This is a genomic window from Rhodococcus sp. Leaf225 (genome assembly GCF_001426145.1).
GTDB lineage: Bacteria > Actinomycetota > Actinomycetes > Mycobacteriales > Mycobacteriaceae > Rhodococcoides.
Map to the genome: position 1 here is coordinate 61,130 of NZ_LMRN01000019.1, position 16,510 is coordinate 77,639.

Here is a 16,510-nt window from a genome sequence, read left to right on the forward strand (position 1 = left end):
AGACCTGCGTACAGTCCAGGTGTGCTTGCGGTCACAGTGCAGCTCCGCTCCTGACCCGCAGCCCCTCATGACGCTCGAAGTTCGAAGAGAGGTCGACGATGACCAGATCGCCGTTCAACCAGCAGTTCTCCCGCCGCAATCTCCTGCGCGGCGGGATGCTGCTCGGTGGTGGCGTGGTGTTGGGCGCGGGTGCCAGTGCGTGCGCCACGCCTACCGGCACACCGGGCCCGACCACGGTGAGCCTGGCGCTCAACCGGTCGCTGGTGAGCCTGGACAACAAGCTCAACCAGTTCGACGCCGCCCTCACCGTGCAGCGCGGCGTGCGTCAGGCCCTCACCGAGATCGACGCCAACCTGAAGCCGCAGCTCGTCCTCGCCGACCGCTTCGATCTGGTCGAGCCCACCCGCTGGTTCGTGCACCTGCGTCAGGGCGCGGTGTATTCCGACGGCTCGCCCGTGCAGGTGCAGGACGTCGCGACGGCCATCCGGATGTACAGCGAGGTCGACGGATCGTTCGTCGGCGGCTTCTTCCCCGAGTGGCCGACGGTCGAGCAGATGGACGACACCAGCTTCTCGTTGCTGACCACCAAGCCCGTCCCCGTGCTCGATTACCTGATGTCCAACATCCTCATCACGCCGGCCGCGGACAACAAGCCCGAGGAACTGCAGACCGGTCTCGGCTCGGGCCCGTACGTCGTGACGTCGGCCGATCGCGGTACCGGCAACTACACGCTCGAACGCAACACGAAGTACTGGGGCACTGCGCCGAACATCGAGACGGTGCGCGTGCGCTTCGTCCCCGAGGAGTCCTCGCGCGTCGTCACGCTGCGCAGCGGCGAGGTGGACGTCATCGACTCCATCACGCCCGACGCGGCGGACCAGCTCGAGGGCCTGTCGAACGTGGTGGTGGACCGGGTCGACGGCGTCCGGCTGAATCAGCTCTTCTACAACTTCCGCAAGCCTGCCGACCATCCGCTCGCCGATGCTCGGGTACGCCGCGCGCTGACGTACGCCATCAACGGTTTGGCGCTGATCGACCAGGTCATGCAGGGATCGGCAACCGCGTCCAAGGGTGTCATTCCGGCGATCCTCGACGGCGCCATCGAGACCGGGGAGTACACGTACGACCCGGCACGGGCGCGTGGCGAGCTCGACGCGCTCGGCATCTCCGATCTGGAACTCAAGATCATCTGGGAGTCGGGCGAGTTCGCGGCCGACACCGACATCATGGAGTCCGTCGTCCAGATGTTCTCGGCGATCGGCGTCCGCACCACGTTGCAGCAGTTCGAGCCGGGCGGCGACATCATGCAGTGGCGTCAGGGCAAGGCGGGCGACTGGGACATCCTGGGCAACGGATTCCCGAGTCCGACCGGGCTCGCGATCACCATCATGCAGGGCATGTACGCCGGCACCCCGGAGAAGGAGCAGACCCGAGACACCTACCACGGGTACATGTTCCCCGACATCGCCGCGGCCATCGCGCGTGCGTCCGAGGAGGTCGACGAGACCCGACGCACTCAGCTTCTCGCCGATGCACAGCGCCAGATCTGGGACACCGTGCCCTGCCTGTGGTCCTTCGTTCCCAAGTCGGTGATGGCGCGTCGCGAACGCATCCAGGACGTGACCCTGCGTCCCACCAACTCCTACAACCTGTCCGCCGCGACACTCGTCAGTTGATCGAGGAGATCCCCGTGACCACCACCCTGGATGCCGACGGCATCGTGCGCCCCACCGCCGAGCCCGGGCGCCGTGATGCGCTGTTGACCCCGCCCGAGGTGCAGAACCACGCGGCCAATCTGGCTGTGCTGCCTGACGGTTCGCTTGCCTGCGTCTGGTTCGCCGGCACACAGGAAGGTGTTCCGGACATCAGCGTGTGGTTCTCCCGACGGGACGGCGACGAGTGGTCGCAGCCGATTCGTCTGTCGGACGACGGGACGCGGTCGGAGCAGAATCCCGTGCTGAACGTGCGTGAGTCCGGCGAGATCTGGCTGCTGTGGACCTCGCAACACGCCGGCAACCAGGACACCGCACGGGTGCTTCGGCGGATCTCGCCCGACGGCGGGCGCACCTGGGGTGACACCGGCGTCCTCATCCCGGAGACCGAGGCCGGTGGCGTGTTCGTACGCCAGCCCATGGTCACGCTGCCCTCCGGCCGGATCCTGTTGCCTGTCTTCCACTGCGTCCGCATCGAAGGCCGCAAGTGGGTGGGCGACCGCGACTACTCCGGCGTCATGGTGTCGGACGACGACGGCGTCACCTGGCGCGAGGTGGTCGTTCCCGACAGCATCGGGTGCGTCCACATGAACATCGGCCGGGTGTCCGACGATCAGCTCGTCGCCCTCTACCGCAGCCGCTGGGCGGACCACGTCTACCGTTCTGTCTCGGACGACGACGGTGACACGTGGAGCGCTCCCGTCCCCACCGAGCTGCCCAACAACAATTCGTCGGTGCAGTTCGTCGTGCTGGCCGACGATCGACTCGCCCTGGTGTACAACGAGTCCAGTCGTGAGGACGCCACGGCGCGCCGACTGTCGCTGTACGACGAGATCGACGATCACGGCATCGCGGACAAGCAGGAAACGGTCGAGGAAGACTCGCCTCTGGACGACGGCGACCCGCGGCACGCCTTCTGGGGCGCACCCCGAGCGCCGATGGCCCTGGCGATCTCATCCGATCGCGGTGTCACCTGGCCGGTGCGCCGAAACCTGGAGGAGGGCGACGGGTACTGCCTGTCGAACAACTCCCGCGACGGATTGAACCGCGAGTTCTCGTACCCGTCCATCGTGGCCGACGGTCCGACGCTGCACGTGGCCTTCACGCGCTTCCGTCAGGCCATCGAGTACTGCGAGGTGCAGCCGGAGTGGCTGTCGTGAAGCACGCCGTCGTCACGGGCGTCAGCTCCGGAATCGGTGCGGCGACGGCCCTCTCGCTTCTCGACGACGGGTGGCGTGTCACCGGGCTGAGTCGTCGGCAACCGGAGATCGAGCACGAGAACCTGACGTGGGTCGAGTCCGACCTGGGTGATCTGGACTCGGTGGCGGAGATCGCGTCGGGTCTGTCCGCGGTCGACGCCGTCGTTCACGCTGCGGGACTGCAGCGTTCGGCTCCGCTCGGGTCGCTGAACGTCGACGACCTCCGCGACATGTGGCAGGTCCATGTCGCCGCGGCCGAGGTCCTGGTGAACGGCGTGGTCGACGCTCTGGAACCCGGTGCCCGAGTCGTTCTCGTCGGAAGTCGCACCATGACCGGCAATGCCGGCAAGAGCCAGTACGTCGCCACGAAGTCCGCGCTGACGGGCATGGCACGGTCGTGGGCCATGGAACTGGTGTCCCGCGGCATCACCGTCAACGTCGTTGCGCCCGGTCCCACGGACACCGCCATGCTGGGGGATCCGTCGCGCGCGCACACTCCGCCCAAGCTCCCGCCTCTCGGAGCCTTCATCGACCCGTCGGAGGTCGCGGGGCTCATCCGCTTCCTGCTCGGCCCTCTCGGCCGCAACATCACCGGCCAGGCGATCGTGCAGTGCGCGGGAGCGTCGTTGTGAACCACCTGCGCGAAACACGCAATTGGGCTACAGTTGTCTGCGTGATTCGCGCAACAAGGGGAAGGGTGGTACGAGGATGACCTCACTCGTCGTACTGGCCGACGACCTCTCGGGCGCCGCGGAGGTCGCCGGGGTGTTCCTCGACCGCACGTCCGATGTGTCTCTGACCCTCGATGCCGTGATCGGTTCCGCCACAGTGTCTGTCGTGGACCTCGATACCCGAGCGTTGGCTGCCGAGCAGGCGGAATCGTTGGTGTCCTCTGCACTGCGTTCCGTACCCGCAGGCGCACGCGTGCTCGCGAAGATCGACTCGCTTCTGCGCGGGAACGTCGCCGCCACGGTGCGCGCGTTGTCGGCCCGCGGGCCGGTGGTCGTCGCGGGCGGTCTGCCACTGCTGGACCGCGTCGTCCGTGGCGGCGTGCTCCACGTCGACAGAGCGCCCCTGGTCGACACCGACCTGTGGCACGCCGAGTTCGACGAGCCCCCGGAGTCGTTGCCGCACATGCTCGATGCTCCGCTCGTCACCATCGACACGCTCTCCGCCGCGGCCGGGGTCGTCGTGTGCGACATCGAGTCCGACGCCGATCTCGACGCGGTGGTGGCGGCAGTGGCGGAGCGACCCGACGTGATCCTGGTGGGTACCTCTGCCCTCGCTGCCGCCGTCGCCCGCGGTCTCGACGGGTCGGCCGAGCCTCGGACCGTTGCTTGCACAGGCGATCCCGTCCTCGTCGTCGTGGGCACCGCCTCCTCGGTCGCCGTCGAGCAGGTTCGTCGTCTCGTCGAGGACGGGGTGCGGCTGCTCACCGTGGACGCGGGTGACGTGCTTGCCGGCCTCGCCGACGCACGGGAGCTCTCCTCCGCCCTGCGTGACGGCTCGGTCGCGCTCACCGTGACCGGGTCCGTGGATGTCGCGCGTACCCGTGACCTGTCCGTCGCCCTGGCCGAGTACGTCCGAGCGGGGGCCGACGGACTGTCGGTCGACCTCGCCCTCACCGGCGGTGAGACGGCACGGGCCGTCATCACCGCGCTCGGTATCGACACCCTGCGCCCGCTAGGACACGTGCACTACGGCGCTGTCGTGTCCGTCGACCCGCGGGGCCGACGCGTCGTCACGCGGCCGGGCAGTTTCGGAGACCGAGAGAGCCTGTCCGCCATCCACTCCTACCTCACCGGCGGCTCGCCGGACACCACGCTCCGACCGAAGGACACAGCCATGACATCGACCGATCTCCAGACCCTCGACCTGCCCGTCGTGGCCCTGACGATGGGCGACGGCGCGGGCATCGGCCCCGAGGTCATCGTCCCCGCCGTGCTCGACGCGAAGGTGGCGGGGTGGTGCAAGCCCGTCGTCATCGGTGACGCCGCGCGTCTGCGACTCGCGGCCGACGTGCTGGGTGTGCAGTGCGACATCGTCTCGATCGAGCGCATCGCCGATGCCGAGTTCACCAGCGGGCGCATCAACGTCATCGACCTCGGGTTGCTGCCCGCGGATCTGGCCTGGGGCGAGCTGTCCGCAGTGGCGGGACATGCTGCCTACGAATACATCCGTGTCGCAGCCGAACTGGCCGTCGCCGGTGACGTCCAGGCGATCTGCACCGCGCCGCTCAACAAGGAGGCGCTGCACGCCGCCGGACACATCTTCCCCGGTCACACCGAGCTGCTCGCGCACCTCACCGGTACCGAGGAGGTGTCGATGATGCTCTCGACGCCCAAGCTCAAGGTCATCCACGTGACCACCCACATCGGACTGCTCGACGCCGTCGCGAAGATCGAGCCGGGTCTCGTCGAGCGGACCGTCCGCCGCGGGTACGAGGCGCTGGTGCGATCGGGCAACAGCAACCCGAAGATCGGCCTGTGCGGTATCAACCCGCATGCCGGCGAGAACGGCCTGTTCGGGTACGGCGAGGAGGATCAGAAGATCGTGCCGGCCGTCGAGAAGCTGCAGGCCGACGGAATCGACGCCGTCGGACCGCTGCCCGCCGACACCGCCTTCTTCCTCGCGGGTCGCGGTGACTACGACCTCATCGTCGCTATGTACCACGACCAGGGCCACGGACCGGTCAAGGTTCTCGGCATCGAGGCCGGCGTGAACATCACCGTGGGACTCCCCGTCATCCGTACCTCCGTGGATCACGGCACCGCGTTCGACATCGCGGGCAAGGGCATCGCCGAGGCCGGCAGCATGGTGGAAGCCCTGCGACAGGCCGCCGAACTGGCGACCAGCACTGCCGACGTCGGCTAGGTTTCGGGTATGGCGCTCAGGGAGTCACAGGCGCGGCGCGCGGAGATCGTCCGCCTGGCCAAGACGAGTGGTCTGGCGAGTGTGGAGGACCTGTCCGTGCAGTTCGGCGTGACGGCCTCGACCATTCGTCGGGACCTGTCGCAGCTGACCGCCGAGGGACTTCTCGCGCGCACCTACGGTGGCGCGATCGCGCTCGACCCACACCCCGAGTCGTCGCTGCGACAGCGTGCGGTCGAGGGCTTCGACGCCAAGCGTTCGATCGCGAAGTGGGCTGCGGGAGAGGTGCGCCCGGGCGAGACGGTGCTTCTCGACGCCGGCACCACCGTCGGTGCCATGGGGGAGTACCTCCGTGACTCGACGGGCCTCACGGTCATCGCCGCGGGTCTCACTGCGCTCGAGGCGCTGGCGGATGCCGACGACGTCCGCGTCGAGTGCCTGGGCGGTACGTTGCGTCACCTGTCGCAGGGCTTCGTCGGGCCGCTCGCCGAGGCGTCGTTGGCTCGCGTGTCCTTCGACCGCGCCTTTCTCGGTGCCGACGCGGTGACCGCCGACCGCGGCATCTGCGAGGCCGAGCTGGAGCAGACCCGGCTCAAGGAGTTGATGATCGAGCGGGCCGGCACGGTCTACGTGCTCGCGCACGCGGCGAAGCTGGGTCAGCGTCCGTTCCACGCCTGGGCACCCCTCCCCGAGGGCGTCACCTTGGTCACGGATGCCGGCGCGACCGAGGAGCAGGTGCAGCCCTTCCGCGACGCCGGGGTCACGGTCGTCGTCGTCTGAGCGGTGGAGTTTCTGCTCCTCTCGGCGCCCTGTCGCGCGGGATCCCGACGATAGGTGGCGTGAGCGGAGCGAAAGCGCCACGATCGGATGTGACACGTCGTCAGTGTTGTTCTGCGCCATGTGTAAAGGTCATCCATGAGCGATTTTTGTCGGCCACTCGGGGTATGTTCCGACGCTGTCAGGACCGCACAGCAGCAAGGATGACGCAGATGGTTCCAGTGCACGACCCCGCGATAGCGCGATGGGCCGACAAGAACGGCTACGGGTCCCCGATCGAGTTCGATACGAAGGCGCTGAAGAAAATCAAGCCGCGGACTCGCGGCCTCTATCTCTTGGAGTTCCCCGACGGCAAGGCGTACATCGGAATTTCCATCGATATCGCGGCTCGACTGGCGCAGCACCGCAGGACCTACGGCGACGTTCTGTCGTTTCGGCTTCGACCGGAGGCTCGCGATGATGTCAGCCTGCGGGTCGTGGAACGAGCGTTGGTCCATTCCGCGCAACGAGACGGTCTGGTGCTTCTCAACCGCGAACACTCCGCCGTCATCGTCGGCGAAACCCAACTCGACTCCATCGTGACACCCGGCGAGCAGAGAGAGTGGGAGGTTGATCCTGTTGAGGTCAATCGTCGAGATGGATCGCTCGGCCCCGAGTACACGGAGTCTCAACTCGCCGCACACGAGCGGTCTTACGACAAGTTGCTCAAGCACCCGCGTCATGCGGAAGTAATTGCGGCGTTGGGAATGTACCTGGATCGATGTGTACCATTCCCAGCTCGCACGGAGGCCACGTTCTGGACGGTCAGCTGCTATCCGGGATCGTCGAACACACTCCTGCTGCGTGTGTCGATGGCGATGCTCGAGACCTTCTTCATCTGGGAGAACCCGGACACGAAGAAGCTGACCGTGCGAATGTTCGTCGATGGGCGACATCTCCCCAAGCGTCGCAAGCTTGCCCTGAGGAAGCCGTGGCGATCTCTCTCCAAGCACGTACGGGTCGGTCCACGAGGGCACCTGTCCGCTGGAGTCTTCGAGCAGACGGTAGAAGTCGACGACATCGGTGACCTCGGGGACGCGTTCGACATCCCTGGTGTCGCTCGATCAGCCGGAAGCCACGCGCTTGCAGTGATGAGGAAGAAGCAGTCGGGCTACAAGACCTCACACTCACCTCAGCTGGCCACGGCGGCAGGCATGCGCCTCGGGCTCGAGGATGCGGATGTGCAGGACTCAGCTACCCCGATGGGCGATGATGCGGCCTTCGAAGAGCCTCCGCTCACCGACCGGGAAGAGCCGGCCAACTCGGGGGACGAGAAGAAGTTCGGCAGATTCGTGACAGCAGATCCTCAGCGGCTCGTACGCGACCACCTCAGGTCGCTGTTGGATCACACACTGGGAGATCGCTCCGATGTAGGCGTGAGCTGGGGTCTCTCTCTGATGCCCGGTACGTCTGCGGGGAAGGGAAAGAAGAGGCTTTACACCCTCAATGTCGGTCAGATGGAAGTTGCCTGGGCCGTCCGTTCCACGCGGGCGGAAGACCCGCCTTTGCTTGGTGGCGTGGTGGTGTCAGCCTCCGAACTCGAAGCGAGAGCGGGAGAATCCATCGCAGCGCTCGAGGAGAAATACCCGTTGTTGGGTTTCCACCGTCGTGGTTACGCCGCTGCACATGGTGATGACGTGACGGTCGACTTCGCCTTCGACGACGCCGCCCTTGCAATGCTCGACGCACTCCCGTGGCGCGCCGCCGCATCCGTTCTCATCGACACAATCCGTACCAGCAAGTCGCCATGGGCCCGCTATCACAGCGATGTGCTTCTGCAGGAAGTTTCATCCTCAGCTAGCGCAGCTGAGACAAGCGAATGAGATAGAAGGTCGTTCACTCCGGTCCCTCGTACCCGCGATTGCGTCGTGGGCGTGAGGGACCCAGTGCAGGAAACTTGTCAGTGGTGACTCGTCACAAGAAGCTGTGTAACGAGTGAGACGTTCGTGACGACAACCGGTCGTAAGGTCGCGAACCGAACAGTTCGGACACTCTCTGCGCGCCCCTGTGAGGACCCACTACATGACTTCCCCTGATGACCCCTCTCGCCGGGCCTTCAGCGACTACTCCAGCGGCGGGCAGTATCCGACCGAGAGCTTCCCTCCGAATCAGTACCCGACATCCCAGCCGGGCTTCAACCGTTACCCGCAGCCACAGAACTCTTCCAACAAGGGACTGATCGTCACTCTCGCGGTCGTGGCCGGGATAGCTTTACTCGCTGTCATCGGACTGGTTACCTGGCTCCTCCTCGGACGTTCCACTGCTGGCCCAGCGTCGTCGGCCTCGCCATCGGCTGCAACCGCTGCCTCTGAGCAGCCGGGTTCCGTCGAAGCACCAGCACCCATACCTGCGCCTGCGCCCGCGCCGGCTGCTGCGCTTCCTTCGACCGCACAATCGTGCGGCTCCGTATACGGAAGTTTGAACGGCTACACGACATCTGCGGTCGGGTCGTCTGTCACGTCATGCCCGTTCGCAGAAGAGGTGCGTTTTGCCTACGCCTCGACAGGCCCTCGCGGATTGTCCCGCCTGGTGACCGCTGTCAGTCCGGTGACGGGCACCGTGTACGACATGAACTGCGTCGCCAACGCACGCGTCGTGACCTGCGCTGGCGGCGACAACGCCGTTGTGTATGTCTACTGACTCCGTTTGGTGGCGTCTCGCGATTGCGGCCGGCGCAGTGGTTGTGGCCACCGCCTGTACCATTCCCGTGCGCTCAGCCGAGTCGACGCCGGAATCGGTGACTACGTCTCAACAGCAACAAGAGCCGGCCCTGACGTTCCCTGCACCAGTTTTCCCGGCATCGACTCTCCCGGTCCCCAACGCAGAACCGCTGGACCGGGCATTCACCAACATGGCGTCGACCGTGATGGCAGAAGTCGGTGTTGCCGTAACGCCGGTCGATGGCGCCGAGGTATCGGAATGGGGCCCCGTACAGGGTGGGCCCGCGTGGTCGACAATCAAAGTGCCAATGGTGATGGCGGCGCAACGGCTGGTGGTCGATTCGGCGGAGCAACAGACCGCGGCCATCGTCAACTCGGACAACGAGGCCGCAGAAGACCTGTGGCAACAGCTCGGGCCGCCCGAGCAGGCAGCCGCGTCGATCGAAGCGGTTCTGGAAGAGTCAGGCGACTCCAAGACGACAGTGCCGACGATCCGGTCGCGCAGCGAGTATTCGATTTTCGGCCAGACCCAGTGGTCGCTGGCGGATCAAGCGCGGTTCGCAGCACATGCGGCGTGCGACCCGAGCGCCTCGCAGACCATCGATCTGATGACTCGAGTCGACGACTCGCAGCAATGGGGAATTGGCGCCTTGTCTGGCTCCGCATTCAAAGGCGGGTGGGGTCCGGGGACGGACGGAGATTACCTCGTCAGGCAGTTCGGAATCCTCACGACCGACAATGGTCGAGTTGCGGTCGCGATCGCAGCTGAGCCGGTCAGTGGGACGTTCGACGATGGCATCAGAGCACTCGACGTGGTGGCGGAATGGTTGGCCGACAACCTCGGTGCTTTGCCGTCGGGCACCTGCGACTGAACTCGACTCGTGGTCGTCGACTGTCACAGCTTGGAGGTTCTGCCCCCCTCGGCACTCTGTCGCGCGGGATCCCGCCGATAGGTGGAGTGAGCGGAGCAGATGCGCCAGGCCTATAGCTCGTCCAACCCCACGTGCCCGTCCTGCAGCGCTCTGGCGACGAGTGCAGCCTTCGACCCGGCCGAGCGGCCTACCGCCTCGTACTTCTCGCGAATGCGCGCGATGTGGGTGTTGACCGTGGCGGGGGAGATGAAGAGCGACCGTGCGACGGTGCCCTTCGAGTCGCTGATGATCCACGCCCGCAGGACCTCCACCTCCCGCACGCTGAGGGCCGGTCTCACGATGTCGTCGTCGGTCATCATTGCCTGCATCTGTATCGGTCCCCCTGCTCGGCGCAGCAGCGCTGCGCTGCTGTTATGGGAGGACCGTACGTTTTGTTCCGGGCAGCTCGGTAGCCACGACTTCGGGGGACCCCGACGTCGGGGGCATGCTTCGCAGAGCTCACCATCTGCGGACTGTGACCGGTCCATGCAATCAGACGACGGGCATCTCCACCGTCCGTCGCGCAGACGACAGTCAGTACCCGATGCCGCGCAGGAAGGTCAGCACGGCCTCGTTCACCTCACGTGGACGGTCCATGTTCGCGGCGTGGCCGCTGTCGATCAGCGCGACCTGACCCTGCGCGGTGTCGCGCGCGGTGACCACTGCGTGATCCGAGGGCCAGAACTGACTGTTCCGTCCCGCGATCATGAGGATCGGTACGTCCGCGGCCCGGATGTCCGTGCGCCAGTCCTGGCGGGCGTGGTCGTCGAGAAGTGCTCTCATGGGCGGTGTCTCGGACGACACCATTCTGGGCATCGACCGCAGGCGCAGAATCAGTTTCGCGACGGGGAGGAGCGAGGCGAATGTCGAGGGTCCGTGTCCCGTGGCGGGAATGCCCTTCGCGAAGAACCCGTCGACGGTGGCGTCGGTCAGACCGTAGAAGCCGTGCGGCCACGACGCGTCGTTGATCATCTTCGGCGTCTGATCGACCGAGACGACACCGCGGACCCTCGACGTCCCGGTCGTACGGATGTAGGACCAGACGGTGCTCGCGCCCATGGAGCCACCCATCAGCACGGCAGTCTCGACGCCCACCGCGGTGAGGAAGTTGTCGAGGTCCCGGCCGTGCCGCGCCATGGTGGCGCCGTGATCGGGTGCCTCGGAGTCGCCGTGGCCGCGCCGGTCGAGCGCGAGCACGCGATACCCGGCCCGCACGAGCGCATCCTGTTGGAACACCCACGTGGTCGCCGGAGCGCCGAACCCGGCGACCAGGACGACGACGGGACCGCTGCCCTCGTCGAGGTAGCTCAGGGTCACGTCGTCGTCCGTCACGAAAGTGGGCATGATCGTCAGCTTACGATCGCGAACAACACCCCTGCCACGGCGAAGCTGACGACCGACAGCACGGTCTCCAACACGGTCCACGTCTGCAGCGTCTGCTTGACGGTGAGGTTGAAGAACTTGGCGATGATCCAGAACCCACCGTCGTTCACGTGGCTGAGGATGATGGAGCCCGCCGCGATCGCCATGGCGATGAGCGCGACCGACATCTGCGAGTAGTCCTGCGCCGCGACGAGCGGTCCGACGATGCCACCGGTCGTGACGATGGCGACGGTCGCCGATCCCTGAGCGATGCGCAGTGCACAGCTGATGATGTACGCGAGCACGATGATCGGCAGTCCCGCCGCGGACATGGTGTCCGCGAGTGCGGTACCGATTCCGGTGGCCGAGATGACCTTGCCGAAGAACGCGCCCGCTCCGACGACGAGCAGCAGCATGCCGACGGGGCGGAGCGATTCGCCGGTGAGAGTGGACAATTCCTGCACCGTCGAACCGCGCCGGATGCCCAGGACGTAGAACGCGATGAGCACCGCGATGAGCAGAGCGACCGCGGGGGTGCCGAAGAACGTGAGGACCTGGAGCAGGTTGCCCTCGTCGAGCAGGATGGTGCCGAACGTGGCGCCGAGGATGAGCACCAAGGGCACGGCGATGATGGCGCCGATGGTCGCGACGGACGGGGGAGTGGTGACCACGGGCCGCTTCGTCTCGACGGCGGTGCCGCCCGACGTGTGCGGTCCGTTGTCGTCGGCATCGTTGACGAAGTCCTCGGGAACCTCGACGATGATGCGCTTGCCGATGTAGCTGCCCCACACGAGACCGGCCGCGATGAAACCGGGTATGCCGCAGATGAAGCCCATGAGGATCAGCCAGCCCAGGTTGACCTCGAGCAGGCCGCCCAGAGCGACGGGGCCGGGGTGCGGAGGCAGGAACGCGTGCGTCATCGACAGGCCCGCGAGCATCGGAAGTGCATACAACACCAACGACTTTCCGCCCTGTCGCGCCGCGACGTAGACGAGCGGGGCGAGAACGAAGATGCCGATGTCGAAGAAGACGGGGATGCCGAAGATGAGGCCGAGCAGACCCATCGCGATGGGTGCGCCGCGATCACCGAAGACGCCGAGAAGCTTGGCGGTGAGTGCCTGCGCACCACCGGACCTCTCGAGGATGGCGCCGAGAACGGTGCCCAGTCCGATGATCACGGCGATGTGGCCGAGGATGCCACCGAAGCCCGTCTCGAGAATCGAGTCGCCGCTCTTGATGGCGGTACCCACGATCTGCGACACCGGGAGACCTGCTGCGACAGCGAGTCCCAGGCCGACGATGAGGAGGGCGATGAACGGTTCGAGCTTGACCTTGATGATGACGACGAGCAGGACCGCGATCGCGATACCGCACAGAACGAGGAGTCCGGGAGTGGACGTCCTCAACCAGTCGACGACGGAACCCATGAGGTTGCCTTTCGAAGTGTGTGGAGAGTCAGCGGGAGAGTGAGTGGACGAACGAGGTGGCGCGAGCGGTGATGTCGTCCCAGAGCCCGGCCGCGACCGCGGCCGGTGGAACGACGTCGGTGCCCGCGGTGACGGCGACGGCGCCGCGGGCGAGGTAGTCGGCGGCATTGTCGGCATTGACGCCGCCGGACGGAACGAGGGGGACGTCGGGGAACGGTCCGCGGAGATCACCGAAGTAGCTGGGGCCGAACAGCTTCGCGGGGAAAACCTTCACCGCGGCGGCGCCCAGATCGAGCGCCGCCATGATCTCGGTGGGCGTGAGCGCGCCCATCATGACGGGCACGTCCCGTTCGTGCGCCACCGCGGCGACGTCGGGACGCAGTCCGGGAGTGACGAGGAAGCGTGCACCCGCGTCGATGGCGGCGCGAGCCTGATCACCCGTCATCACGGTGCCCGCACCCATCACGGCACCGGACGACGACGCGGCGCGCAGGCAGTCCAGCACGTTCGGTGTGGTGAAGGTCAGTTCGACTGCGCGCAGTCCGCCGGCGACGAGGGCGTCGGCCAATGCGGCGGGGTCGGGAATGGACGGGGCGCGGACCACCACCAGCGCGCGGTCCTCGAGAATCGTCGCAAGTGCGTCATCGAAACGGGTCGTCATGAGGTTCTTCCGTGAGAGGTGCGGCGGAGGGAACGGCCGGCGAGTGTCCCGGTGGGGACGCCGTCGCGCACGGCGAAGGAGCCGTTGACGAGAACGTGCGCGATGCCGACGGCCTGCTGCTTGGGGTGGTCGAAAGTGGCGGTGTCCCGGACGGTGGCCGGATCGAAGACCACGAGATCTGCTGCGTGGCCCTCGCGGACGAGACCACGATCGGTGAGACCGAGTCGTGCGCCGGGCCGTCCCGTGAGGTGATGGACGCAGTCCTCGAGCGACATCAGGCCCTCGTCGCGGACGTAGTGACCGAGGTAGCGCGGGAACGTGCCCCAGGCCCGCGGATGCGGACGCTCGCCCACCAGGATGGCGTCGCTGCCGCCCATGTGGTGGGGATGCACCATGATGGCGCGCACGTTCTCCTCGTGCCCGACGTGCTGCAGGATGGTGGTGCTCAACGCATCTCGCTGGAGCACGTCGAAGAACACGTCGACGGGTGCGCGGCCCTCCTCGGTCGCGATGTCGAGGACGGTCTTCCCGACGTAGCGGTCGAGATCCGCGTTCGCGACGCCGCTGAGCTGGATCGTCTCCCATTCCACCGTGACGCCGTGGCAGCCGTCCGAGCCGTAGCGATTCACGTCGTCGGTGATGCGGCGCCGCACGTCGGGATCGTCGAGACGGCCCAGCGCCGCATCGGGTCCGCCGGACATCGCCCAGCTGGGCAGCAGCGCGGACAGGGTGGTGGCGCCGGGCAGGTAGGGATAGGTGTCGAGCGTGATGTCGCACCCGTCGGCGATCGCGGCGTCGACCATGTCGAGGAATTCGCCGGCGCGGCCCTTGTTCTCGCCGAAGTTCATGGTGGCGTGGGTCAGGTGCAGGGCGCAGCCGGTCTCACGGGAGAGCTCGATCATCTCCCGGTATGCGCCGAGAGCGTTCTTGCCGTAGGAGCGGGTGTGCGGAGCGTAGAAGCCACCGAACTCAGCGACGACCTCGCACAGCGCGCGCAGTTCGCCCGTGTCGGCGTACATCCCGGGCGTGTAGGTCAGTCCGCTGGACATGCCGACTGCGCCCTCGGATATGCCTTGTGCCACCAGCTCTCGCATGTGCTCGATCTCGGCAGCGGTGGCGGGACGCTGATCCGCTCCGACGGCCAGATAGCGCAACGTTCCCTGCGGCACCAGGTACGCGGCGTTGGGGGTGATGCCCCGGTCGAGCCGGTCCAGATACTCGGCGACCGAGCGCCACGTGATGTCGAGATCGGTGGGATTGCCATTCCATCCGGAGATCTGACGGCGGATGACCGCGAGCGTCTCGTCGGTGACGGGTGCGTAGGAGAGCCCGTCCTGACCCAGCACCTCGGTGGTGACGCCCTGGGTGATCTTCGGAACGTGTCCGGGCGCGGTCAGCAGTCCGAGGTCGGAGTGGGCGTGCATGTCGATGAAACCCGGTGCGACGACGTGGCCCCGAGGCACGTCGACGACGATCCGCGCGTCGGCGACGGTGCCCGGTGCCGCGACCCGCGTGATGCGTCCGTCGTCGACGAGAACGTCGGCGCGGACTCGGTCGGACCCGGTGCCGTCGACGACGTCACCGCCGCGAAAGAGGATGTCCGCCATGATCAGAAGAAGGTGTGGATCAGGTCGACGATGCGCGGGTTCGCCGCGTCGGCGTCGTCGACGACCGGAAGCAGACGCCACTTGTCGAACGCCGTGCAGGGATGCGACAGGCCGAGCCGTGCGACCGTCCCGACGGGAACGTCGTCGCGGGCCGTGCCCGGCGTCCGGAGGAAGGCGTGCTGATCGTTGAGCGCCGAGATATGGTGCCCCGCCTCCGCGTCCCGGCCGCCGATGCGCTGCGGTGTCGGCAGCCCCTCGTCGAACGGGAAGTCGCGCTTGCCCGCATCGAGCAGTGCAAGTTCGGGTTCCGGACGCGACACCACCCGCGCCCAGCCGTGCATCGCGGAGGACAGGTGCTGCTCGCCGACGCGGGAGGCGATGAGCGGGGAGATGTCGGCGTAGAAGCCGTCGTCGTGCACCACGTAGGCGCCCGAGCGCAGCACGACGGCCGTGTCGTCGTCGACGACCGACGAGAGCCGCTCGACCACCAGGTCCTGGTACGCGCTCCCACCCGCGGTGACGATCGCCCGTCCCTCGTACAGGCCGTCGGCGGCGAGACCGGCGTGCAGGGCGGCGACCTCGTCGAGGTAGGCGCGCACGGCGTCCAGTCCTGCGGGTGTGCGGTCGTGGGCCAGCGCGCCTTCGTATCCGCCCACGCCGGCGAGGGTCACCGACGGCGACGAGGAGATCGCGGCCGCGACGCGTCGTGCCTCGTCCACGCTGCGTGCCCCGGTGCGGCCGTGCGGCCCACCGAGTTCGACGATCACCGGGATCGGTCGTGTCACGGCACCCAGGATCTCCGTCATGCGTGTCACGGTGTCGACACTGTCTGCCCAGCAGACGAATTCGACGTCGTCGAGGGCGTCGAGGTCCGCCGAGATCCAGCGGAGTGTCACCGGGTCGATCAGTGCGTTGGCGAGAAGGATGCGCTGCACGCCGAATCCGCGCGCCAGCTGCACCTGCCACCCGGTGGCGAGGGTGATTCCCCAACTGCCCGCCTCGAGCTGCTCGGCCCAGAGCTGCGGCGCCATCGTGGTCTTGCCGTGCGGTGCCAGACGCATGCCGGCCGCATCGGCCCACCGCGTCATCACATCGATGTTCGACGTGAGGTGTCGGCGGTCCAGCGTGACGACCGGGGTCGCGAACTCGGCGAGAGTGGGCGCCGTCGCCAGATAGTCGCGCACGGTGAGGCCCCACGCGGCGGGTGGGACGGACTTGTACTCGGGGCCGAGAGTGCGGTCGTGCAGCGCCTCGACGGCGGCCTTGTCGATCATCGAATCCTCC

At 66.9% G+C, this 16,510-nt stretch carries 13 protein-coding genes; 7 read left to right on the top strand and 6 right to left on the bottom strand.

Translation table 11 applies throughout. From position 1 onward, the window contains the following. Nucleotides 1–98 precede the first annotated feature (98 nt). The 7 genes from ASG69_RS12795 (at nt 99) to ASG69_RS12825 (ending at nt 10,130) form a co-directional block, all read left to right on the top strand. Nucleotides 99–1,676, top strand: coding sequence for an ABC transporter substrate-binding protein (locus ASG69_RS12795; RefSeq protein ID WP_056448216.1), 1,578 nt, complete (start codon nt 99–101; stop codon nt 1,674–1,676). A gap of 14 nt (nt 1,677–1,690) precedes the next feature. Continuing rightward, nucleotides 1,691–2,872 carry a sialidase family protein gene (locus tag ASG69_RS12800; protein ID WP_056448533.1) on the top strand — a complete coding sequence of 394 codons (1,182 nt, stop codon included), beginning with the start codon at nt 1,691–1,693 and terminating at the stop codon, nt 2,870–2,872. Further along, a complete protein-coding gene (locus ASG69_RS12805; RefSeq protein WP_056448218.1) occupies nt 2,860–3,543 on the top strand; it encodes an SDR family NAD(P)-dependent oxidoreductase in 684 nt (227 codons plus the stop codon). The genes ASG69_RS12800 and ASG69_RS12805 overlap by 13 nt, the downstream gene beginning before the upstream one ends. A 76-nt stretch (nt 3,544–3,619) precedes the next feature. After that, nucleotides 3,620–5,785, top strand: coding sequence for a 4-hydroxythreonine-4-phosphate dehydrogenase PdxA (pdxA, locus tag ASG69_RS12810; RefSeq protein ID WP_056448221.1), 2,166 nt, complete (start codon nt 3,620–3,622; stop codon nt 5,783–5,785). A 9-nt stretch (nt 5,786–5,794) separates the two neighbouring features. Next, complete coding sequence (locus tag ASG69_RS12815; protein WP_056448224.1) at nt 5,795–6,562, top strand: DeoR/GlpR family DNA-binding transcription regulator; 768 nt, start codon at nt 5,795–5,797, stop codon at nt 6,560–6,562. A 209-nt stretch (nt 6,563–6,771) separates the two neighbouring features. Further along, nucleotides 6,772–8,421: a GIY-YIG nuclease family protein gene (locus ASG69_RS12820; RefSeq protein WP_235578951.1), complete on the top strand. Its 1,650-nt coding sequence runs from the start codon at nt 6,772–6,774 to the stop codon at nt 8,419–8,421. 884 nt (nt 8,422–9,305) lie between these two features. Beyond that, on the top strand, nt 9,306–10,130 hold the full coding sequence (locus ASG69_RS12825; RefSeq protein WP_156380520.1) for a hypothetical protein: 825 nt from the start codon (nt 9,306–9,308) through the stop codon (nt 10,128–10,130). A 110-nt stretch (nt 10,131–10,240) separates the two neighbouring features. Here ASG69_RS12825 and ASG69_RS23080 read toward each other — a convergent pair whose 3' ends face one another. The 6 genes from ASG69_RS23080 to ASG69_RS12855 form a co-directional block, all read right to left on the bottom strand. Beyond that, nucleotides 10,241–10,489 (bottom strand): LuxR C-terminal-related transcriptional regulator, encoded by a 249-nt coding sequence (locus ASG69_RS23080; protein WP_235578952.1) that lies wholly within the window; start codon nt 10,487–10,489, stop codon nt 10,241–10,243. 214 nt (nt 10,490–10,703) lie between these two features. Continuing rightward, nucleotides 10,704–11,513: an alpha/beta fold hydrolase gene (locus ASG69_RS12835; protein ID WP_056448236.1), complete on the bottom strand. Its 810-nt coding sequence runs from the start codon at nt 11,511–11,513 to the stop codon at nt 10,704–10,706. A 5-nt stretch (nt 11,514–11,518) separates the two neighbouring features. Next, entirely contained in the window at nt 11,519–12,958 is a 1,440-nt protein-coding gene (locus ASG69_RS12840) for a GntP family permease (RefSeq protein WP_042575601.1), read from the bottom strand. Nucleotides 12,959–12,986: 28 nt separating this feature from the next. Beyond that, on the bottom strand, nt 12,987–13,619 hold the full coding sequence (locus ASG69_RS12845) for a bifunctional 4-hydroxy-2-oxoglutarate aldolase/2-dehydro-3-deoxy-phosphogluconate aldolase (RefSeq protein WP_056448239.1): 633 nt from the start codon (nt 13,617–13,619) through the stop codon (nt 12,987–12,989). Beyond that, nucleotides 13,616–15,226, bottom strand: coding sequence for an N-acyl-D-amino-acid deacylase family protein (locus ASG69_RS12850; protein WP_056448242.1), 1,611 nt, complete (start codon nt 15,224–15,226; stop codon nt 13,616–13,618). Before ASG69_RS12850 ends, ASG69_RS12845 begins: the two co-directional genes overlap by 4 nt. Before the next feature lie 2 nt (nt 15,227–15,228). Then, a complete protein-coding gene (locus ASG69_RS12855) occupies nt 15,229–16,500 on the bottom strand; it encodes an alanine racemase (RefSeq protein WP_056448245.1) in 1,272 nt (423 codons plus the stop codon). Nucleotides 16,501–16,510 lie beyond the last annotated feature (10 nt).